21 protein-coding genes and 1 tRNA gene are annotated in these 20,622 nt (G+C 57.2%); 11 read left to right on the forward strand and 11 right to left on the reverse strand.

The window, feature by feature from the left end:
* The first annotated feature begins 85 nt into the window (after positions 1-85).
* Positions 86-889: an undecaprenyl-diphosphate phosphatase gene (locus NOR97_RS15145; RefSeq protein ID WP_170345933.1), complete on the forward strand. Its 804-nt coding sequence runs from the start codon at positions 86-88 to the stop codon at positions 887-889.
* On the opposite strand, the gene NOR97_RS15150 is transcribed toward NOR97_RS15145, so the two are convergent.
* On the reverse strand, positions 890-1,873 hold the full coding sequence (locus tag NOR97_RS15150) for a complex I NDUFA9 subunit family protein (RefSeq protein WP_257599652.1): 984 nt from the start codon (positions 1,871-1,873) through the stop codon (positions 890-892). It lies immediately after the preceding gene.
* Between the two features lie 201 nt (positions 1,874-2,074).
* Here NOR97_RS15150 and NOR97_RS15155 point away from each other — a divergent pair.
* A tRNA-Leu gene (locus tag NOR97_RS15155) sits at positions 2,075-2,161 on the forward strand.
* A 163-nt stretch (positions 2,162-2,324) separates the two neighbouring features.
* A complete protein-coding gene (locus NOR97_RS15160; RefSeq protein ID WP_257599653.1) occupies positions 2,325-2,690 on the forward strand; it encodes an Arm DNA-binding domain-containing protein in 366 nt (121 codons plus the stop codon).
* On the opposite strand, the gene NOR97_RS15165 is transcribed toward NOR97_RS15160, so the two are convergent.
* Both NOR97_RS15165 and NOR97_RS15170 read right to left on the reverse strand, forming a co-directional pair.
* Positions 2,660-3,562, reverse strand: coding sequence for a class I SAM-dependent methyltransferase (locus NOR97_RS15165; protein WP_257599654.1), 903 nt, complete (start codon positions 3,560-3,562; stop codon positions 2,660-2,662). The genes NOR97_RS15160 and NOR97_RS15165 overlap by 31 nt on opposite strands.
* Before the next feature lie 562 nt (positions 3,563-4,124).
* Positions 4,125-5,033, reverse strand: coding sequence for a viperin family antiviral radical SAM protein (locus tag NOR97_RS15170; protein ID WP_257599655.1), 909 nt, complete (start codon positions 5,031-5,033; stop codon positions 4,125-4,127).
* Between the two features lie 151 nt (positions 5,034-5,184).
* Here NOR97_RS15170 and NOR97_RS15175 point away from each other — a divergent pair, with 151 nt between their 5' ends.
* The gene (locus tag NOR97_RS15175; RefSeq protein WP_257599656.1) at positions 5,185-7,203 is read left to right on the forward strand and encodes a hypothetical protein; all 2,019 of its coding nucleotides are present in this window, start codon (positions 5,185-5,187) and stop codon (positions 7,201-7,203) included.
* Positions 7,204-7,376: 173 nt separating this feature from the next.
* On the opposite strand, the gene NOR97_RS15180 is transcribed toward NOR97_RS15175, so the two are convergent.
* Genes NOR97_RS15180 through NOR97_RS15190 form a run of 3 tightly spaced genes read right to left on the reverse strand, consistent with a single transcriptional unit; the run spans position 7,377 to position 11,007 of the window.
* Positions 7,377-8,870, reverse strand: a complete 1,494-nt coding sequence (locus tag NOR97_RS15180) for a heme biosynthesis protein HemY (protein WP_257599657.1) — start codon at positions 8,868-8,870, stop codon at positions 7,377-7,379.
* Between the two features lie 10 nt (positions 8,871-8,880).
* Complete coding sequence (locus tag NOR97_RS15185) at positions 8,881-10,239, reverse strand: COG4223 family protein (protein ID WP_257599658.1); 1,359 nt, start codon at positions 10,237-10,239, stop codon at positions 8,881-8,883.
* A 54-nt stretch (positions 10,240-10,293) separates the two neighbouring features.
* A complete protein-coding gene (locus NOR97_RS15190) occupies positions 10,294-11,007 on the reverse strand; it encodes a uroporphyrinogen-III synthase (RefSeq protein WP_257599659.1) in 714 nt (237 codons plus the stop codon).
* A gap of 98 nt (positions 11,008-11,105) precedes the next feature.
* On the opposite strand from NOR97_RS15190, the gene tsaD reads away from it, so the two are divergent.
* The 5 genes from tsaD to NOR97_RS15215 all read left to right on the forward strand — a co-directional run bounded on the left by tsaD (position 11,106) and on the right by NOR97_RS15215 (position 15,329).
* Positions 11,106-12,203, forward strand: coding sequence for a tRNA (adenosine(37)-N6)-threonylcarbamoyltransferase complex transferase subunit TsaD (tsaD, locus tag NOR97_RS15195; RefSeq protein WP_257599660.1), 1,098 nt, complete (start codon positions 11,106-11,108; stop codon positions 12,201-12,203).
* Positions 12,200-13,162: an NAD(P)H-dependent glycerol-3-phosphate dehydrogenase gene (locus NOR97_RS15200; RefSeq protein ID WP_257599661.1), complete on the forward strand. Its 963-nt coding sequence runs from the start codon at positions 12,200-12,202 to the stop codon at positions 13,160-13,162. Before tsaD ends, NOR97_RS15200 begins: the two co-directional genes overlap by 4 nt.
* Before the next feature lies 1 nt (position 13,163).
* On the forward strand, positions 13,164-13,433 hold the full coding sequence (locus NOR97_RS15205; RefSeq protein WP_257599662.1) for a YciI family protein: 270 nt from the start codon (positions 13,164-13,166) through the stop codon (positions 13,431-13,433).
* Positions 13,433-13,855, forward strand: a complete 423-nt coding sequence (locus tag NOR97_RS15210) for an EVE domain-containing protein (protein WP_257599663.1) — start codon at positions 13,433-13,435, stop codon at positions 13,853-13,855. Before NOR97_RS15205 ends, NOR97_RS15210 begins: the two co-directional genes overlap by 1 nt.
* Before the next feature lie 160 nt (positions 13,856-14,015).
* Positions 14,016-15,329 carry a hypothetical protein gene (locus NOR97_RS15215; protein ID WP_257599664.1) on the forward strand — a complete coding sequence of 438 codons (1,314 nt, stop codon included), beginning with the start codon at positions 14,016-14,018 and terminating at the stop codon, positions 15,327-15,329.
* 218 nt (positions 15,330-15,547) lie between these two features.
* Here the strand turns inward: NOR97_RS15215 and NOR97_RS15220 are convergent, their stop codons facing one another.
* The 4 genes from NOR97_RS15220 to NOR97_RS15235 all read right to left on the reverse strand — a co-directional run bounded on the left by NOR97_RS15220 (position 15,548) and on the right by NOR97_RS15235 (position 18,599).
* Positions 15,548-15,889, reverse strand: coding sequence for a DUF2853 family protein (locus tag NOR97_RS15220; RefSeq protein ID WP_170345908.1), 342 nt, complete (start codon positions 15,887-15,889; stop codon positions 15,548-15,550).
* 141 nt (positions 15,890-16,030) lie between these two features.
* Complete coding sequence (locus NOR97_RS15225; RefSeq protein WP_257599665.1) at positions 16,031-16,780, reverse strand: extensin family protein; 750 nt, start codon at positions 16,778-16,780, stop codon at positions 16,031-16,033.
* Between the two features lie 12 nt (positions 16,781-16,792).
* Positions 16,793-18,181: an adenosylhomocysteinase gene (gene ahcY / locus NOR97_RS15230; RefSeq protein ID WP_170345905.1), complete on the reverse strand. Its 1,389-nt coding sequence runs from the start codon at positions 18,179-18,181 to the stop codon at positions 16,793-16,795.
* Positions 18,182-18,284: 103 nt separating this feature from the next.
* The gene (locus NOR97_RS15235; protein ID WP_170345903.1) at positions 18,285-18,599 is read right to left on the reverse strand and encodes a hypothetical protein; all 315 of its coding nucleotides are present in this window, start codon (positions 18,597-18,599) and stop codon (positions 18,285-18,287) included.
* A gap of 206 nt (positions 18,600-18,805) precedes the next feature.
* Between NOR97_RS15235 and NOR97_RS15240 the strand changes: the two genes are divergently transcribed.
* A complete protein-coding gene (locus tag NOR97_RS15240) occupies positions 18,806-19,399 on the forward strand; it encodes an HD family hydrolase (protein ID WP_257599666.1) in 594 nt (197 codons plus the stop codon).
* A 49-nt stretch (positions 19,400-19,448) separates the two neighbouring features.
* Positions 19,449-20,162: a GDSL-type esterase/lipase family protein gene (locus NOR97_RS15245; protein WP_257599667.1), complete on the forward strand. Its 714-nt coding sequence runs from the start codon at positions 19,449-19,451 to the stop codon at positions 20,160-20,162.
* Positions 20,163-20,228: 66 nt separating this feature from the next.
* On the opposite strand, the gene NOR97_RS15250 is transcribed toward NOR97_RS15245, so the two are convergent.
* Positions 20,229-20,600 (reverse strand): VOC family protein, encoded by a 372-nt coding sequence (locus tag NOR97_RS15250; protein WP_170345897.1) that lies wholly within the window; start codon positions 20,598-20,600, stop codon positions 20,229-20,231.
* Positions 20,601-20,622: the final 22 nt, after the last annotated feature.

Consider the following 20,622-nt stretch of genomic DNA (forward strand, 5'->3'; position numbering starts at 1 on the left):
GGACCTATATGCGCGCTTTCCTTTTTTCCATCGCCCTTATACCCATAACCCACAAAGAACACGTGGCAGCAGCACGGCAGGGCAGATGAGTTTGTTTCACCTGATTCTCGTAGCAATCATTCAGGGAATCACTGAGTTTTTGCCCATATCTTCATCCGGTCACCTGATCCTGCTGCCCAACCTGTCGGGGTTGCAGGACCAGGGTCAAGCCATTGATGTCGCGGTGCATGTGGGAACCCTGGGCGCCGTGGTGCTGTATTTCTGGCCGGATGTAAAACAGGCCGTTGCCGGGTTGCCGCGCGCGCTGACCGGACGCGCGGATACACCGCAGGCCCGGCTTGCTCTGGGCCTGATCGTTGCAACTGTTCCTACCGTGATCGCGGGCCTCATTCTGCATGTCACCGGGTTGAGCCAGGCCATGCGCTCGATCACGGTCATCGGATGGACAATGCTGGGTTTCGGTCTGCTGCTGTATTGGGTGGATCAGAAGGCTCCTGAAACCAAAGGGGCCGAAAACTGGGGAATACGCGACGCGCTCATCATGGGTCTGTGGCAGGTTCTTGCCCTGATCCCTGGCACGTCCCGTTCCGGGATAACCATAACCGGCGCGCGGCAATTGGGATACACCCGTGAAGACGGCGCGCGGATTGCCATGCTGATGTCGATCCCGACGATTCTGGCGTCGGGCACTCTGCTGGCATTGGATGCCGTGCGCGAGGCCGATATGCAACTGGCCCGGGATGGGGCCATTGCGGCACTGTTTGCCTTTCTTTCGGCCCTGCTGGCGCTCAGCCTGATGATGCGGCTTCTGCGCAGCGTCAGCTTCACACCCTACGTCATCTACCGTGTCATTCTAGGCGTGATACTTTTGATCATGGCCTACAGCTGATCAGATGCGCAGGTTTTTGGCCGAGTTCTGAATGTCGTCATACTGACCCGAGGGGCGGAACTTCCACAGGTATTCCGGCAGCACCGATTCCAGCGTGGTCGGTTCAATCCCAAGATCTGCAAATGACTTGGCACCCTCGGCGACAACATTGTCATGGCGCAGGTTCTTGAGCTGGTCGCGGGTCAAAATGTTGTTGGGGAACAGCTGGAAGCTGACAAACTTAACCATGTCCAGCACACCGGCCATGATCCGGGCAACAAAGAACGGCAGACCGATGATGACGCGGCGACGGTGAATCACTTCAAGCATTTGCTGCATCAGGGCGCGGAAGGTTTTCACCTCGGGGCCGCCAAGCTCGTAGATACCCGGCTCTGCCTGTCCCAGAACACCTTTGACGGCAGCCTGCGCCACATCGTCTACATAAACCGGCTGGAAATTTGTCTCGGCCCCGACCAAAGGCAGGAACGGCCCCAGGCGGGTCATTCCGGCGAAACGGTTGAAGAACTGGTCTTCGGTGCCAAAAATCACCGAAGGACGCAGGATCACGGCATTTGGCATATGCTTCAAAACGCCCGCTTCGCCATGTGCTTTGGTCCGGGAATACGCGCTGGCTGAATTCGCATCTGCACCGATGGCCGAGATATGTACCATCCGTTTGATGCCCTGCTCGGCCGCCAAACGCGCGATGCGTTCAGCTCCTTCGGCCTGTACGGTATCAAAACCGTTCTTGCCAAGCTCGTTCAGCACACCCACGCAGTTCACAACCGCATCGGCGCTCTGCATCGCCAGCGCCACCGAGGCATCATCCCGGATATTGCACAGCACCGGTTCGACCTGACCCACGGCACCATAGGGTTTGACGAACATGGCCTCGTTCGGGCGACGTACGGCTACCCGGACACGCCAACCCTCTCTCGCCATGCGCCGCGCGATGTAGCGACCGACAAATCCCGATCCGCCAAAAATCGTCACCAGTTTCGACATGAGAGGGCTCCTGCTGAGAAATTGCGCCCTAGAACTAGCGCCCGCAGGCTAGGCAAACAAGGCGCTAATTCGCCGCGACAGTGTTGAAAATCATGGGCTGAAAACACCGGCCGGGAACCGAAATAAAAAAACTTCAAAAAATCTCACCGAATCTGGTTGACGCCCCCCACGACTAGGCTTAAACGCCCCTCCACGACACCTGCCCAGGTGGCGGAATTGGTAGACGCGCTAGCTTCAGGTGCTAGTGTCCGTATGGACGTGGAGGTTCGAGTCCTCTCCTGGGCACCATTCATCCGAACATAGATGGCCTTGAACGCTCTGTTTCATTGAGTGTTTTACCGAATCTCAATTACCGCCCTGAAGGTGGTGGAACGCTCCACACCCGCGGAAAACACGACACTAGAGGGTTTGATTGGGGCTTCACCCCAAAAAGCACGAGCTTGATGCCCCAATGGCACTTTCCGATCTTTGGATTCGAAAGGCATGGCCAAGTCCAAAACCATTCAAATTGGCGGATGCTGTCGGCTTGTTCGCATTGGCAAGGCCAAGTGGCTCGGGACTATGGCACCGGAACTATCGTCATCTTGAACTTTGCCGAACGCATGGCAACGTCCTGCCGCACCAGCAGCCGGTTTTTCGTTCACGAAGCCTGGGTAAATGCCTGCAACGCGAGGCAAGGCCGAAGATTGTTTTTCTAGACAAGCGCTTTTGCGCACGCGTTGAACGCTGCAACCCGGGATCTGACTGCTTTGTCCGGATTAACAACCTGCATGAATTGCTTGGTGTTCAAATCCGTTTGAGCGTGATGACCGACTGAGCAAACCTGGATTTGTCATCTATGACGTCAACGACTTTGAAGTCCGGGGCCCAGTTCTCTTCAATATAGGAAACTGGCACGATCGTATCGCCGTAAGTCTTGTTGCCATCTGTGCCTTCCATGAAGACCAGTTCGCCGCTGTCATAACGCGCGGCAAACTCGGGCACCCTATCTGCGGACTCTGCAAGCAGCTTGTGCCAAGCGTTCGAACCTCTTCGTTTTCCAAGTTGGAAGTGACGAAGCAAACCAATTCTGCTTCCAAATATTTTCGGACCCAATATCTCGCGTCCGCGATTTTCAATGTATCTCAGGAACCGCCTCGGCTGGACCGTGATCACCAGCACAGCGCCGGGTTTGGTAACGCGCGCGAGCTCGGTACGCCAATGCAAATGAACATCCTCTGGCAGATGCGTGAAAACTGAATACGCCATTGCAGACGAAATCTTGCCATCGGGCAGGGAAAACGCGCCCAATGGGGAAATATGCATGAACTCGCCTGGCAGATCTCTTTTCCGGCACTCATCAATGATGTCGGCATTTACATCAGCGGCGAATATTGATCGGTTGGGATAATCTTTGGAAAACAGACGAATATACCGTCCCCAACCACATCCGAAATCCAAAAAGCAATCGTCCTTGCTGGGGTTTTCGCCGTGCGTTGAAAACATCTGCTTTGCGTGCACGTAAAAACCATGCGCTTCTCTGATTGCACTGGAAAGCGCGCTTCCGACATATTCGACTTGAATATCATTTGGAGGAAACTCGGGCAGAGCGCCTGCAAGCTCGCCGCCTTTGTTTTCGGCTTTATCCAGCCATAGCTGAAGCCATTCGGCATCGGTCAGTTCGTTGAAGCTCTTATACAGGTCTTTCATGTCCGCTGCCCAGTAACTGGAATAATGCTCTTTGGATACGATACGAAATGCGCGATTACAATTGATTGAATTTCTGGCCTTCAGTCGACGGCCCAGGTCTTGCCAACGCACCTGGCGCGAGCGGGTGCTCTTTGAGTGCCCGAGCCGAAAGATCAACCGATTTGGAGGCGGCACGACGGTGCGGGACGTCGATGGATAGAGTTCTGTGTCGGCCAAAGGTGGCGCCACAGCACTTCCGTCATGGGCTCGAAGCATTCATCTGACGGTTCAGGCGGGTCGATCCGGTTCGAAGGGCGGTAAAACCGGACAAACCCGCCTTTGCTGTGGTGTCAGTGCCAACCCATCATATACGCGCAGATTCAGCAGCTTGGTCGCTGCTGACGGGCTGACAAGATAGCCAACGCATCACATCTGCCGTTATCTGCCGGGATAGCTTCTCAAGCAGAACGCGCATATTGCCTCTCATGAACCCGGCCGCGTTTGCAGGCCCAGCCGGCCTCCGGAAGCTTCCCGATCACTTTGCTTACGTCTTTATCGCCGCAATACTTCTGCGTCGAAAAGCTCATCGGTAACGGTCGGCGAAACCGAGCGCCGAGAATCCGACAGACTCCAAGGCAGCACCCGGACCAGCATCCAGTATGGGTCTGCTGTATCGGTACCCTTCCTTCAGGGTATCATTGTGGTTCTGGTAAAAACGGCCCTTCGGATCGATCATCAGGTACGACCCCAGCATGTCTGCGTTGTCTTCAACGCGGATGATGTCCTTCAACGAGCGGTGCCTGTGCACAAAGGCCCGGAACTGCTTATCCGTCACCATGCCGGCCGTGGTTGTCATCGGAAGCGCCCGGAGGATCTTCCACTTGTGGGGTGCCAATCGCGCAATGACTCGAGCCAAGTCCGCCTCATGGTTCTGAGAATTCACGACCGTATTGATCTTCAGCTTCAGGTCAGGGTTGTCTGAGCGCGCCATTGCGACGCTGTCCCTCAAAGCCTCCAGATCCAACTGCCGAGCGCGACGGTCTTCGCGGCCGATCGCCTTGTTCGTGCGCATGTCAGCCGCGTCCAGGCTTACTCCCAGCCAATCGAGATGCGGCGCCAGGGCAGACATGGTTTCCGCATCAAGCCTGCTGCCGTTGGTAATGATCGAAACATCAAACCCGATTTGGGCGGCCATCTCAACGGCACGGATCAGGTCAGCGCGGCACAACAATGGCTCACCGCCAGCAAAATTGAGACGGACACGCCGCCAAGTCAAAGTGCCATTCAAAGGGTTTTTCAAATTCGCAGGATCGAAAAAAGCCCAGAGCGACCGCAGCAATTTGGCTGTGTTGTCCGGCTGGCGGATCACGTCGCGCGCTGAAGACGGTCGTTCCCACTTGGCATAGCAATACACGCATCGGTAGTTACAAGCTTCGTTGACGTGCCAATTGATGACCAGTTGGTCGATGCTGTTTTTCAGGGAAGTTTCCATGTTTGGTTCTCCATGTTCATTACATGATTCGAACCTGCCACCGGCGCGATTCAAAATATCTGACACAAAACGTGCAAACCAATTTCCCGGCGTTGCCCCCCTTCATTATAATATTTATTGTCAAGCGGTTACACTGATTATGAGGGTTCTCTTGGCACTTGTACCTCCTCCGGAAGCCATCTTTGTCGAACTGTCCCGGTCTTTCTTTGGCTCGGTAATGGGCAAGCGAGAAAAAACGCGCCTTCTTCGGCGAGAGCTTTCGATGAAGCAGATCGAAAAAGAGCACCGTAGAAGTTGTAGAGAGCTCTGCGTTGCTCTTGAGTTTGATGAGAGCGCAGTCCGGGATGCCGAACAAAATATCTGGGAAGTGGTAATGTCCTTTTGGCAGATCGAGCAGGAGCTTTGGACATTCGACGCGCCGATCCAACATATTGTCTGGGAGCTTTTGATTCACCTGTACGTGCCAGGCGCTGCCCGACGGGCCGCATTCTGGATGATCGACGACCGTTCGGATGACGGTTTGCCGGACGGGCGGTTTTGGTTTTTGCCGGAACCGGATCCCGCGGACCCATCAAGGCTTCAGCTTCCGGTTCAACAGGTTTTGAATTGGGCTTTCGATCTGATCGGTCTGTCAGTTGAGGGTTACGCCGTTCGATTGGCGGAAGATCAGATCGAAAATGGAATCTGCAACCCGGACAAAGACCCCAAAGCAAAAATCGCACGGGCGCTTTACCGCTGGCAACAAGGCATAGCTCTTCCTGACCAGGACAGTATCAAACGCACATTTCCGGACAGGTTGGCCGAGTCCGGGGATACAGGACCAAACCCGAAATCCCGGCTACCGTTTTCCGGATGTTGGGAATACGACAAGGGCGAAGATCTGGAATACAACTACCAATCGGCCCGGGATTTCATTCAGGCCCGAAATCTTTCCATCCCACGGCTGCGTTTTGACCTGGACATTTCAGAAGACGCCCTGAGCCGCGCCCTCGATGGGCATCCGCCCGAGGACGAGAAAGCAAGATTTACCTTTCTTGTAAGTCGGCGCTTTGCGCGGCCCAGCATGAAGACCATTCGCCAAATGTTGTTGTTCGCGCGCGCGATGCAGGACGGTTACTTGCGCCTTCTCAAACTGCTTTGCCCGGATGTTCAGCCCACATGCGCCGATCCCCGTGAAAACCGCGTTCTGGAACTGACTCACATCTTCAAGCTGGTCTACAACCTGACACTGGAAGCCTATCGCAGCACGGCCGGGCACGAAACAGGGGCTCAGGACCAGCATTTCGAGGCCAAACTGAAGGCTTGCGTTCCTTGGATGGTGAGTGCGTTTGCGACGATCTTACCCTCGAATTTTCGGTATCCGGATGCAGCACGCACGGGCATCTGTGAACGCCTGAGCCGACGCTTCTCCGAGATACAAGACGGTGATCGACTACAGGCTTACCTCCCCGGCTCCGGGGATCGCGACGAGTTCAGGAAAATTGTCGAACGCGAATACCGGTCATTTAAAAACGTCGTGGCCGAATTTCAGGATCACCAGCGGCATTGTGAAAGACTGGAGCATCAGGCTGCCGTGGAAGAAATCGAAAAGGAAACGCGCCTTTGGTTTCTGAACAATCTTGCGCAGGATACCAACGTTCCTGGCGTGATCCGAGCCGCCTCGACGAACCGACTCGCGACAATCGCAAAGGGGACTGCGCTGGAAGGCGTCTGGTTCCGCGACGCGCTTGAAGCGGCTCGTCAGAAGGGCGACAGGACACGCGTCGACAAGCTGCTGGGTGAGGCGAAAGAGCTTGACCCTTCGGACCGCTGGCGTCCGGTTTGGCTTCACCAAAAAGCACGGCATCACATCAATCTCAATGAATGGAACCAGGCAAAAACATGCTTGAAGGAAGCAATCGAGCTGACGCGGATACAAAGCTTCGGCCCGACCCGCGGCCGTCTTTCACTTGACCTACTTGGGCTGGAGTTGACGAAGTCAGCATATAACCAGCGAAATCACGGCGGACTGGTCAGAGATGTGATCATGTTCGGAGTCGTGGACGTCCCGCCAACGGACAAGTGGGTGGTTGTAACGGCGGAAACCCATTTCTGGGAAGAGGTGTATCAACCCTACGCAGGGACGACGAGGCGAAAGAGGACGAGCAAACAGCGCAGCCAGAGGCGCTGACCGCGAACAAAAGCATGTACCGTCAGGATCTGGGCCGAAAACCGCGACAGACCACCGAAGGGGCACCAACACGATCAATGGCACCGCTGTGGCGGATCATGTGTTTTGCCCAGAAAAGCCTGACCCTCGGAACGCAGAGGAACAGGCCGGCTGCAAAGCGGGCGTTGCGTGGCTCAGGCCTGTTTGTAAACCTCGGCTTCCTCTGCCACCTCTGCCGACTCAGGTGTCACTTCGACCACATCGTCCTCGTCCGCAGGCTCCATGACGTCTGGCTCTTCGGTTTGATCTTCAAGCGCTCCAACGATCAAAGGCAACATATGTACGCCTGTCGCGCTTGCGATTTCGGGTGTTTGCGGCGTTTGCCAGCTAAGCGTGTCGAAGCTGCCGCAGTTCTGGCAGACCGGTCCCCATTCAGGTTGGATATCATGGCAGTTGGTGCACACCCATTGCGGACCACGCGGCGCATTCAGCGCCTTGGCCAACCAGCCTTGCACAACCGCGTCCGAGGCCCCCTCGCCCCGTTCGATAGCGGCCATCAACGTATAAGCGCGCGCATCGCCCTGCTTTTCGACCACATCCCCCAACGCACGGCGGGCTTCGGGGAAATCCTCGGCCACAATGTTCAATTCGGCCAGAATCAGACGCGTTTCCAAATTCTCGGGGTGAATGCGGGTCAGCGCCGTGAACCTCTTGATACGTTGCTCGGGAGTTTCATCCGGCACGATTTCGGCAAAGGCATGGGCCAGATCCGGATGCGGCTGAGCCTCCCATGCTTTTTTCAAAATCTTGGTCGCGGCCCGGGGTTTGCCTTTGGCGATATACGCGCGCGCTGCCATGGCGGCGGCAGGCACCAGATCAGGTGACAGGCGATTGGCTTCAATCGCGCGCTCCTGCTGTTCGACGGTCGCACCTTCGTCCAGAATGCCTTTGGCTTCGGACAAGGCCAGAACAGCATCGCGCCGTTTGAAGACATCGCGCGGCAAATACCCGGCCTTCAACTTGGCCGTCAGGGTCGAACGCGCCCCGGCCCAATCCTGCGCCTTGGTTTGCAGGTTCAGCAGCACGTCCTGCGTTTCTTCATGACGCGGTTTGATCGCAAGGGCCTTCTCGGCCAGTTTGCGGGCCGTTTCATCATCACCTTCGGCCAGCTTCTGCTTCATGATCCCGCGTACGCCGACGAACCGGGTCGCGTTGTTGGTCACCAGTTTTTTATAAGTGTCCGATGCCTTTTTCGTGTCACCGGTCATCTCGGCGGCCTGTGCCACCAACAGATCAGTCAGCTCAGGCTTGTTCAGCAGTTTTTCGGCCTTGGTGGCTTTGGTCATCGCCACGCGCCCTTCGCCCGAGGCCAGCGCCATCAAGCCATCAGCCAGCGCCTGATATCCCTTTTGCTCGCGATTGCGGTCAAAGTACCGGGACAAGGCAGTTTCGTCACCGTTCAGGAATTTCAGCGTTGCGATCAGCAGGCTGAGCAACTTGAAAAACAGCCAGACCGCAAAAACCAACACACCCAGCGCGATCACTGACTGAAGCGGCCCCAGCGTGAATTCCGTGCCCGCGACGGTGATCTGAACCCCGCCACTGGTTTGCATCAGGAAGTGACCGCCCAGCGCCAGCAGGCCGATAATCGCAACAAAAACAAGGATCTTAAACAGTGACCACAGCATGGCAGGTCCTTCAGTTCGAGTTCAGGCTGGAAGCCAGTGTATTCGCCGCATCGACGGCGGCGACCCGTGTTTGGGCCGCCTGTTCCCAATCGGCCATTGCAGCCCGGGCCGCCTCGGGAAGTGATTTCAGTTCGCTCAAGGCTTTGGCCAGGTCTCCGTCCGCAAGCGCAGCCTGCGCACGAGACAGGACGGCATCTGGCCCATCCCCTTCCTGGGGCGTGACCGAGCGCGCGCCCGTTTGACGTTGCAGGAATGCGATCAGGCCAGTGTCCTTGTCGGCTTCACGGGCTTCGGCCAGCGCGGTTCGGGCCGCAGGCGCGAAACTGTCGCGCAGAGAAGAGAGTGTTTCAACGCCCTTCTCAGCCGGCCCGGACAGGGCATCCGGCACATCCACACCGCCTGCTTTCAGTTCTGCAACCAGATCGGAATAGGGCTGACCCGCATCCAGTTGCCCATGCAAGCGGGACAGAACGGCGGCATTGGCCGCGGCCTGCGCGTCGGCTGATGCTTTTGCCTCCAGCGCCTGGGCGTCGGAAACCATTTTTTCAACCTCGGCCCGTTGCGAGGCCAGCGAGTCCTGAAGCTTCTTCAGCTCAGCTTCGAAGGCGGCCATGGATTCGGGCGACACGTTGGATTCGATCGGGGTTTTCTCAAGCGTCGCGATGCGCTCTGACAATGGTCCGATCTGGCCTGACAGCGTTTCCACAGTGGATTTGATCGCACTCAGGTCACTTTCCACGGGTGCCAGTTTGTCGGAAAGCGCATTGACCTGATCCGTCAAACCGGCAACATCCGGACTGTTTGCAAGCTCTTGCGACAGCTTGGCAATCTGGTCGGATTGGTCTGCCAGTTTGGATTCCAACGCCGCCAAGGTATCCGAACTGTCCGAGCCCGTTGACAACAGCCCGCCATTGCCCAGCGCAAACCCGACAGCGGCTGCAATGGCACCGCCCAGCAAAGCGGGAACAAATCCGCCACGCTTTTCAACAACACGCTCGACCACTTTTTCTTCGACCGGGGCAGTATCTTCAGTCAACGCTTCGGCTTCGGCTTCGGCTTCGGCTTCGGCTTCGGCTTCGGCTTCGGCTTCGGCTTCGGCTTCGGCTTCGGCTTCGGCTTCGGCTTCGGCTTCGGCTTCGGCTTCGGCTTCGGCTTCGGCTTCGGCTTCGGCTTCGGCTTCGGCTTCGGCTTCGGCTTCGGCTTCGGCTTCGGCTTCGGCTTCGGCTTCGGCTTCGGCTTCGGAAAGTTCTTCTTCTACGGTCTCAGTCGGGTCAACAGTCGCATCGTCCTGTTGCAGTTCGGGTTCGACGGCGTCATCTGCCTTGGGGGTCTCCACCGGCTTTTCTTCGGACTTTTTCTTACCAGCCACCGCAATATTCCCCTTATCGAATCCAAATTCAGATGAATAACAGCCCTGGTTAAGTTAATCGGGGACCGCGCCACCCTCAACCCGCAACGCATGTTTCACAAGCTTTTTGACAGCCTTACGCATTTTCTTTGGTGTCGGCTTCTTTGCGATCTTCAGGCGCGCATAGTCCAATGAATAAAGGGGATCCGCCGTAGCCTGACTAATTGCGGCCAACCACAAAGGCGCGGATCCGGTCCAAAAATCGGCAAAATGTCGCGCCGTTCTTGGCGAAAAAAGCGGTGCGATCACCGGCGAATCCAGATCTGCCACCCGGGTCGCTTCGGATGTTAGCGGCAACAGCAATTGCTGGTAGACCGGCAGTTCCCGCACCGTCAGGCCGGATTCGGTCAGTCGACCGGCAACATTGCCGCGCGTGTTCTCACCCCTCAAATGCAACAGCGGGCTTTTGGGCCTCCGCTTGAGCAGATGTCCCACCAGTTCTTCCGCCGTGGCCCCGACCATTTCGGCCTGCCAGCCGCAACCTTTTGCGGTACTGGTCGTTGTCGGTCCGACGCAGAAAGCGGGCAGGTTGCGGTCCACACCTTTCAAGACCGCCGCGTTCACCGCATTGGCCGATGTGAAAATCAATCCCTGCACACCCTCGGTCTCAACGGCAACCGGCAAAGGTCGGATTTCCATGATCGGGGAATAGATGACCTGAACCCGAGTTCTGGTGCGGGTCGGCAACTGCGCAACGAACCTTTCAGAGGCGGCGCGCGGGCGGGTCATCAACAAATACAACGTGCGGCCCCTTGGCCCTTCAGGATTGTTTGCATCCGCGCAGGGTGATACCCCGCCGTAGGATCATGATGCAACGGATCAGGGTGATGGTGCAAACACTTACCGTACTGGGATTGGAAAGCAGCTGTGACGATACGGCCGCAGCCATCGTGCGCCAAACGACGGGCGCCGAAGCCGAAATCCTGTCATCCGTGGTACATGGCCAAACCGAACTGCACAGTCCTTTTGGCGGCGTCGTGCCCGAGATCGCAGCCCGGGCGCATGCGGAAAAGCTGGATGTCTGCGTTCTGCAAGCACTGGAAGCCGCGGGGCTTTCCCTGAAAGACATGGACGCCATTGCCGTCACCGCCGGGCCGGGTCTGATCGGAGGGGTCATGTCCGGCGTGATGTGCGCCAAGGGGATCAGCGCGGCAACCGGTCTGCCGCTGGTGGGTGTCAATCACCTTGCCGGTCATGCGCTGACACCGCGACTGACGGACAACATTGCCTTCCCCTACCTGATGCTTCTGGTGTCGGGCGGCCACTGCCAATTCCTGATCGCCCACGGGCCCGAACATTTTACCCGCCTTGGCGGCACCATCGACGATGCGCCGGGCGAGGCCTTCGACAAAACCGCCCGCCTGCTGGGCTTGCCGCAACCTGGTGGCCCTTCCGTCGAAGCCGAGGCGCGCGCCGGTGATCCCAAACGATTCCGGTTTCCAAGGCCGCTTCTGGACCGGCCCGGTTGCGATCTGTCCTTTTCGGGATTGAAAACGGCTTTGATGCGGATGCGCGACCAGATCGTGAACGAAAAGGGTGGTTTGACGCGCCAGGATCGCGCAGATCTGTGCGCTGGATTCCAGCAGGCGATTGTGGACACATTGGCCGAAAAGACCCGACGCGCAATCGATCTGTATCTGGAAAACTCTCCGTCTGAACCCGTGATTGCCGTTGCCGGAGGGGTTGCCGCCAACTCGGCCATTCGGTCTGAATTAGAGTCTGTTTGTGCTGAAAAAGACACCAGGTTCACCGCCCCCCCGTTGGCGCTGTGCACGGATAATGCTGCGATGATTGCCTATGCTGGCCTGGAACGCTTTCGTACCGGCGCACGGGACGGGCTGGATCTGACCGCCCGCCCTCGCTGGCCTCTGGATCAGCACAGCCCGGCCATGCTGGGCGGCGGCAAGAAAGGGGCCAAGGCATGAGCGTATCCGTTCTGGGATCCGGTGCGTTTGGTACTGCTCTGGCAATCTCGCTGGCAGGCAACGGGCCGGTGACACTGTGGTCAAGAAACGCCGATCAGGCGAAGCAGATGCGCGCGGCGCGCGAAAACGCAACCCGGCTGCCCAACATCGCCCTACCCGCGGACATCACCGTGACCGCGGACATCGCCGAGGCGCTGAGGGCTGACACGCTCTTGTTGGCTGTGCCAATGCAGAAATTGCGCAGCGCTTTGCAGGATCACGCCCCGGTCCTGCGTGGCAAGACTCTGGTGGCCTGCTGCAAGGGAATTGAACTGACCTCGGGGCTTGGACCTGTCGCGGTCATCAAAGAGGTTGTCCCGGATGCCCGCATCGCGTTGCTGACCGGGCCCAGTTTTGCAGATGACATTGCACACGGCCTGCCCACCGCGTTGACGCTGGCTTGCGAGGATACGGAACTTGGCAAGGCGCTTCAGGCCGAACTGACGACGGCGAACCTGCGCCTCTATCGCACCACAGACACGGTCGGCGCCGAACTTGGCGGCGCGCTGAAGAATGTCATGGCCATTGGCTGCGGCGCCGTCATCGGTGCAGGTCTTGGAGACAGCGCCCGGGCGGCCTTGATGACCCGCGGGTTTGCCGAGATGCAACGCTTTGCCGCGATGCGCGGCGCGCGTCCCGACACCCTGATGGGTTTGTCCGGGCTAGGAGATCTTGTGCTGACCTGCTCGTCCGAACTGTCCCGAAACTATCGTTTTGGCCTGAGTTTGGGTCTGAATCAGCCCTTCGACAGTCAAACGACGGTCGAAGGCGTCGCCACCGCCCGCGCCATGTCGGACATAGCCGCCAAGGAAGGGCTGGATATGCCCATCAGCACCACGGTGGCGGACCTGAGCCATGGCGCCTACAGTGTCACCGAGGCCATTCAAAACCTGCTCAATCGACCCCTCAAGGAGGAATAACATGCTGATCGCCCTCATCGCTCGTGACAAACCCGGCGCGTTGCAAACCCGATTGGACAACCGCTCGGCCCACCTGGCTTATATCGAAGAAACCGGCGTCGTGTCACAGGCCGGACCACTGCTGGACGGCGATTCCATGATCGGCTCTTTGATAATCCTCGATGTGGAAGACCTGGTCGCAGCACAGTCATGGGCCGATGGCGACCCCTACGCGAAGGCTGGATTGTTCCAATCGGTTGAACTGATCGCTTGGAAAAAGGTGGTCGGTTGATGGCCTATTGGTTGTTCAAATCGGAACCGTCGACCTGGAGTTGGGATCAGCAAGTCGCGAAAGGTGATGCGGGCGAGGAATGGGACGGCGTTCGCAATTATCAGGCGCGCAATTTCATGCGTCAGATGAAGGTTGGGGACCGGGGGTTCTTCTACCATTCGCAAAAGGACAAATCCGTTGTGGGCATTATCGAGGTCTGCGCCGAGGCCCACCCCGACAGCACCACCGATGACGAACGCTGGGAGTGCGTGGACATCAAGGCCGTGCGGCCTTTTTCCAAACCCGTAGTGCTGGATCAGATCAAGGCGGACGAGCGTCTGGCCAATATGGTGCTGGTGAAGAACTCTCGCTTATCGGTGCAACCCGTGACCGAGGATGAATGGCGGATAATTTGCATGCTGGGTGAAACGCAGCCTGACTGAATGGGAACATGTCGTCAGGTGCAGAACTTCTCAAACACCTGGCAAGATGGTATCTTTCCTTGGGCTTTGCCGAGTGGGGGCTTGTCGATCGCTTATCCTGCAATCGCGCGCACTTGGCAGTGTCCGAATAAAGTTCGGTCTTTCTTGAAAGCATGGACCCATGTCTGACGAAGAAGGCGGCAATGGGGTATTCGAAGACGCCGTTGCTGCGAAGAATTCAAATAACTGGGAAGCGCGCCTGAAAGAGGCGCGCGAAAAGCGTGCCAGAGTGCTCAGCGGGGCGCAGGGTGAAGCGCAGGAAAAACCCGCCCTGAAACCTTCCGAGACAGAGCATCTGTCCCGGCCCGACGAAACCAAAATCGAAGAGATCGTATCAGACCGGGTCCGTTCCCTGCATTTGGAAGAACCAAAAAACAGGAATAAACCCTTAGTTAGAGCAGGTATTATTCTGGCCGCTTTGGTTTGCGGCGCGGTGCTGCAATGGGGTGTCACCAATATTGCCGGAATTTGGCGCTCTACCAGTGGAACGCCCCCACCCAGCCTGGATGCGGCTACGGAAACTTTGCCTGAAATCGAGGAACTGCTTTCAGACAGAGCGTCCATTGTCAGAATTGATGAGCCACTGGCCCCACGAGACACACAAGCAGCAGAAGAACCCACCGATCCAGCGTCTTCGCAGGGCGCACCCGTTTCCACCCCTCCGATCATCGAAGAGCCCGAGGATGCGATAACAGGCGCATCTCGCGACCAGAGCGTCTCGGTTGAGGCGATTGTGACGTCACCGGTTCCTGCTGAAGACATTTCGAATGCGGATGGCCAAGGCGAGTTGGAACCAGGATCCCCATCCCCAGGCCCGGAACCGGCCTTGTCTTTGTCTCCGCCAGCCATATTCATTCCGCCACAGCTCGAGCCCATCTTGGCCACCGCTTCTTCAGCGGATGTTCAAACCTTGTATCCAGCTTCTGCGGAACCTCCGTGGCGCTACTCCAACCGGTCGAACAAAGACAACTTTTCGCAGGTATCCTTGATGATTTTGGACCCTGCCCTGCAAGAGATCACATTATCTGCGGCCCCGTCTTATGCAGAGGTAAAACCGCTTTCGCCCGCTCAATCCCCCATTGATCTGGAAGTTTCGCTTTTTGTCCCGTCGAGAGTGTCACAAGAAGCCAGTAGCCGGGCTTACGAATTGCTTACACAGGGCCGTGCGACAGTTGTATCAACAGACCGCGTGGGTTTCCGCGTCCGAGAAACACAGGTTCGATTCTATCATCCAAGCGACGCTGAAAACGCGGCGCTGGCGGCTGATGCTCTTGACGGTGTTCTGAGGGACTTCACGAATTCAGGCAACAAAACCCGCCCGGGACGGATAGAGGTTTATCTGGCAGGCAGCGGCGGTGCTTCGCAAGGGGGATCGGACCCAAGGCCCACCGAATTCGACAATTTCATTGCGCGCATTCTTGACGAACTCAGATGAGAAACGAGGGAAGGCTCTGACGATACAGAACCTTCCCTACCCCCGCGTGCTCCCTACTCACCACACGCGTATGGAAATATCTGGTTCTGACCGTCCTGGTCACAGGTTGAACTTAGCGCAGCCGCACCCCTGGTTTCAAATGCCAAGTCTTTAAATTGAAACTCAAATTAAGTACGCCCGCCAAAATCTCGGCGGGCGCTTGGTGAATTTCGACCGGGTCAGCTGTAAACGGATTCTTTTCCGAAATGCTTGGTCAAAATATAATAGACAACGGCACGGTACTTGTTGCGCTCGGACATGCCATAGGTTTCCATGGCTTTGTTGATCCCTTCCATCAGCTCGGGGCCATCTGCCAGACCCAGCTTTTTGATCAGGAAGTTGTTCTTGACGGTTTCCAGTTCCGAGTCCTGGCTGGCCGCGACAGTTGCCGCATCTGCGTCATAGATCGCCGGACCACAACCGATGGTGACCTTGGTCAAAAGGTCCATATCGGGGTCCATGCCGCATTTGGTTTTCAGGTCTTCTGCGTATTTGGCGATCAGATCGTCGCGCTTGCCCATATCCTAGTCTCCTTGATCCGTTTACCCGGCACCTTTTACCGATGATCAAAAGACTAGCCGCGTCCAGTGCTTTTCCAAAAGGAAAAAAAACCGCGATTTCTCCCCCTTGGTCGCAGCCAGCAAGTTTCTTTCCGAAAAATTCTAGCGGCAATAGCCCCACCCCGGGCCTTGCAAGTGGAAATGATCCGCGTGCAAGCGATTGAAGTCGGGCCCAAGAACCACACGAAACCAACCGCAGGCCCCGCGCCAGATCAGTCGAAAAAAGGCGCCTTCCGGTCCGGAGCCCTGCCAGTTTGACAGCAAGGTCAGCGTTCGACCGTCAACGGTATCCACACCGACGATATCTATCGAATCCGCGCGGGCATGGCTGCTCCACCCACTGTTTTGACCCTGCACGGTGCGTATGCGGCGGCAATTGTAACTGCCGATGTGGCGCAGTCGGGAAATGTCCGCCCCAAACAGATCGCGTGCGGCGGGCTGCACGACGTGATGTTCCCACATGGTCAGGCGCAACGCCGTGGCGCAACTGGTTTCAACATCCTCGATCCGCGATGTCACCAATTTGGTCAGACGACCCCGACCGGCGATGCCGCAGTTCTGATCGACAATCAGATCCTCCATCGCCTCAAACTGAACACCTGCGTCTTCCAGAGCGGCCCTGCACCGTGCTTCGCTGGCCAGCGCGCGGTTCAACTGGACCTTTGTGACGGGTGTGATCGGGGCGGTTACCTTTAGATCACGCAACGGGTTCCAGTGCGACGGTATCGGCGTTTCGGGATGCGCCAACACCCACCAGACACCACCGCCCAAAAGGATCACAACAACCGCCAGCCTGAAAAGGAAAGACGCCGCCAGGTAAAAATACCGGCGGCGCCCAGAATTCTGCGTCATACCAGACGGCGATCAGTAGCGGTAGTGTTCCGGCTTGTACGGACCTTCCGGTTTGACACCGATGTAAGCGGCCTGATCCGCATCCATCTGGGTCAGCTTCACGCCGATGCGGTCCAGATGCAGGCGGGCCACTTTCTCATCCAGATGTTTGGGCAGGATGTAGACCTTGTTCTCGTACTGGTCACCCTTGGTGAACAGTTCGATCTGGGCCAGAACCTGGTTGGTGAACGAGGCCGACATCACGAAGGACGGGTGCCCGGTGGCGTTGCCCAGGTTCAGCAGACGGCCTTCGGACAGCAGGATGATGCGGTTGCCCGAGGGCATCTCGATCATGTCCACCTGTTCCTTGATGTTGGTCCATTTGTGGTTCTTTAGGCTGGCCACCTGAATTTCGTTGTCGAAGTGGCCGATGTTGCCGACAATGGCCATGTCCTTCATCTCGCGCATATGCTCGATGCGGATCACGTCCTTGTTGCCGGTGGTTGTGATGAAGATATCCGCGCTGGCGACTTCGTCTTCCAGCAGGGTCACTTCGAACCCGTCCATCGCGGCTTGCAGGGCGCAGATCGGGTCGACTTCGGTGACTTTTACACGGGCACCGGCACCACGCAACGACGCGGCCGAGCCTTTGCCCACATCACCGTAACCGCAGACCACGGCAACCTTGCCGGCCATCATCGTGTCGGTGGCGCGGCGGATACCGTCAACCAGCGATTCCTTGCAGCCGTATTTGTTGTCGAATTTCGACTTGGTGACGCTGTCATTCACGTTGATCGCCGGGAACGGCAGGTGGCCTTCCTTGACCAGCTGATACAGGCGGTTCACACCGGTGGTGGTTTCCTCGGAAACGCCCTTGATCTGGTCACGCATCTTGGTGAACCAGCCCGGGCTTGCCGCCATACGCTTGGCGATCTGCTTCTTGATCACTTCTTCCTCTTCCGAACCCGGAACAGGGATGATGTCCTCACCCGCTTCGGCACGGGCGCCCAGCAGGATGTACAGCGTCGCGTCACCGCCATCGTCCAGGATCATGTTCGGGCCGTCTTCGAACAGGAAGGATTTGTCCAGATAATCCCAGTGCTCTTCCAGCGTCTGGCCTTTGACGGCGAAGACGGGAATACCCGCCTCGGCGATCGCGGCGGCGGCGTGGTCCTGGGTCGAGAAGATGTTGCACGACGCCCAGCGCACATCCGCGCCCAGCGCCACCAGCGTTTCGATCAGAACGCCCGTCTGGATGGTCATGTGCAGCGATCCAACGATCCGCGCACCTTTCAGAGGTTTGCTTTCGCCATATTCCGCGCGCAGGGACATCAGGCCCGGCATCTCGGTTTCGGCTATGTCCAGTTCTTTGCGGCCAAAGCCAGCCAATGAAATGTCTTTAACGATATAGTCCCCGGCCATCAGGTGCTCCATTTTCCGGTAATTCACAGTCCTGGCTGCCCCTAGCATTCCTTGGGGCAGGTGGCAACTTTGAAGACTGTTATCGGAAACGATATGGCCAATATCAGCTTGGTGTGCCTTCAATTTCGATCTTTGGTATCGCTTCAAAAAAATCGGTGCCAACGGCAACAATACAACTGATACCGTTCGCATTGGTTACCAAAACGGTATAACTTCCCGTTTCTTTCGAGGTCCAAACCTCCATAACCGATTGCGCGCCGCGTGTTTTTTGCAGGCCGCCAAAGGCCAATTCCTCGGCATAGTTCTCCTGCAATTTGGATATGATGTCGTCCCGTGCCGCACAATTCTGGGCAAAGGCAGGCGGCGCGGTGGCGGCCATTCCGAAAGTCAGTGCGATTGCGAATAAACGTTTGAACATGGGATGCTCCTTTCGATACGTGTTTCCGTTCGAGAGGGGCACACTGGGAGGAGAATGCACCCCCCTCAGTCTTTAATGTCGGGATCCTACCGCGCCGTTTCAAAGCACGAACGCTCAAGAAAATGTTGGCAGCATGTGACCCAGACAGGTACATCATACCATAAAAACGCGAATTGAACGTGTCCAACTTCACAAGGCATGGCAGAATGGCAACACAACCCAGAGCGTGGCAAAGGATGCTGTCGGGCCGCAGGCTGGACCTGCTGGATCCGACACCGGTGGATATCGAGATTGAAGACATCGCACACGGCCTTGCCTTTGTCGCTCGTTGGAACGGTCAGACAAACGGCGATTTCGCGTATTCCGTGGCCGAACATTCCCTGCTGGTTGAAGAGATTTTTAGCCGTATTGCCCCCAAAACACCCATGAAATGGCGTTTGGCCGCATTGTTACACGATGCGCCCGAATATGTGATCGGCGACATGATCTCGCCTGTGAAATCCGCCGTCGGCCCAGACTATGGCGCGTTGGACGACCGGCTGGCGGAAGCAATCCATATACGGTTTGGACTACCGGCTGAGGTCCCAAAAACGGTGAAGCGCCAGATCAAGAAGGCCGACAAGATCAGTGCCTGGATGGAGGCCACACAAATCGCGGGCTTTTCCGAGGCCGAAGCCACGAAATTCTTTGGCCGTCCGGACAGGGGGATCATGGCGGGTTTACAGATCAGGCTGCGCCCCCCGGTCGAGGTGCGGCACGCCTTTACAGCACGGCACGCAGAGTTGATCGCACAGATCTGAGAGACGCTGTCCGAAGGCGGTGAGTGGTACGGGGGACTGGTGGAAAAAGATGAAAACAAAGACCGGAACCCGAGCTTTTCTTGTCGTCAACGTCGTGCTGACTGTTGTTCTTGCGGCAGCGTTGGTCGAAACCGGGTATGTTTCGAAGGCACTCAGAAAAATCTCTGGCGCGCATGTCCCGGTCACGGAAACCGATCACTACAAACTCATGGTCTGGCTGCACGAACGGCCAATTTCTCAGGCGCTGGCTTCACCGGATATTCAGATCGCTTTCATCGGTGATTCCATAATCGAAGGGTGGTTGACCAGCAACATCCTACCCAACTCGCTAAACCTTGGGATCAGCCGCGACACCACCCCGGGCCTCATCGCGCGGGCAAAACCGGAACTGATTGCCCATGTTCCGACATGGTATCTTGGAATCGGGGTCAATGACGCTCTGGCGGCCACACCTCCGGAGGAGATTGCAGAGTATGTCGCACAGTTGAAGACCGTGTTCATGCCCGCCGAAAGGTTGATCTGGCGTGCTGTGTTGCCCGTCACCGGTGCAAGCTGGACCCCGGAGAAAGAGGCGTTTCGAACGGCCTTCAATTCGGCTGCCCAACGCGCCTGTCAGGAGATGGCGAACTGCACATTTCTGACCCCGCCGGGCGGGTACGGCGAGAACACCGCCGAATGGACATCGGACGGGCTGCATCCCAACGCTATCGGATATCGTCAGCTGGCGCAGCAGCTCTGCGCAGAAATCTCCTGCTCACCCTGAAGGTACTGAACGGAAACTGCCCGCAGAACTGTCCGAAGCTTGGACAGGGTTTGTTGTCACCCTGTTTCAGCCAAAGACGTAGAAGCACAATTTGTTGCCATCCGGGTCACGCACATAGGCACCATAGAACCTGTCGGGGACACGTTGACCGGGTTCGCCTTCGTCCACCGCACCCAGGCTGATTGCCTTGTCGTAAAGTTCCTTGACCTCATCCTTGGAGGCGGCTGCAAAGGCGACCATGTTGCCATTTCCGGCGACGCAGGCATCACCGTCGTAGGGCTCGCACACCGCCAGCATCGGCGCGTCTGGTCTGTTGCCGATGAACGCGATCCGGCCTGCGTCTATAACCACTTTCGCGCCCTTGCCCGCGAAAAGTTTGGTATAGAAGTCCTTGGCGCGTTCCATATCCGAAACGCCTACGGTTACATATCCGATCATCGAGTGGTCCTGTTCTGACAAA

The organism is Ruegeria sp. YS9, assembly GCF_024628725.1.
Lineage (GTDB): Bacteria > Pseudomonadota > Alphaproteobacteria > Rhodobacterales > Rhodobacteraceae > Ruegeria > Ruegeria atlantica_C.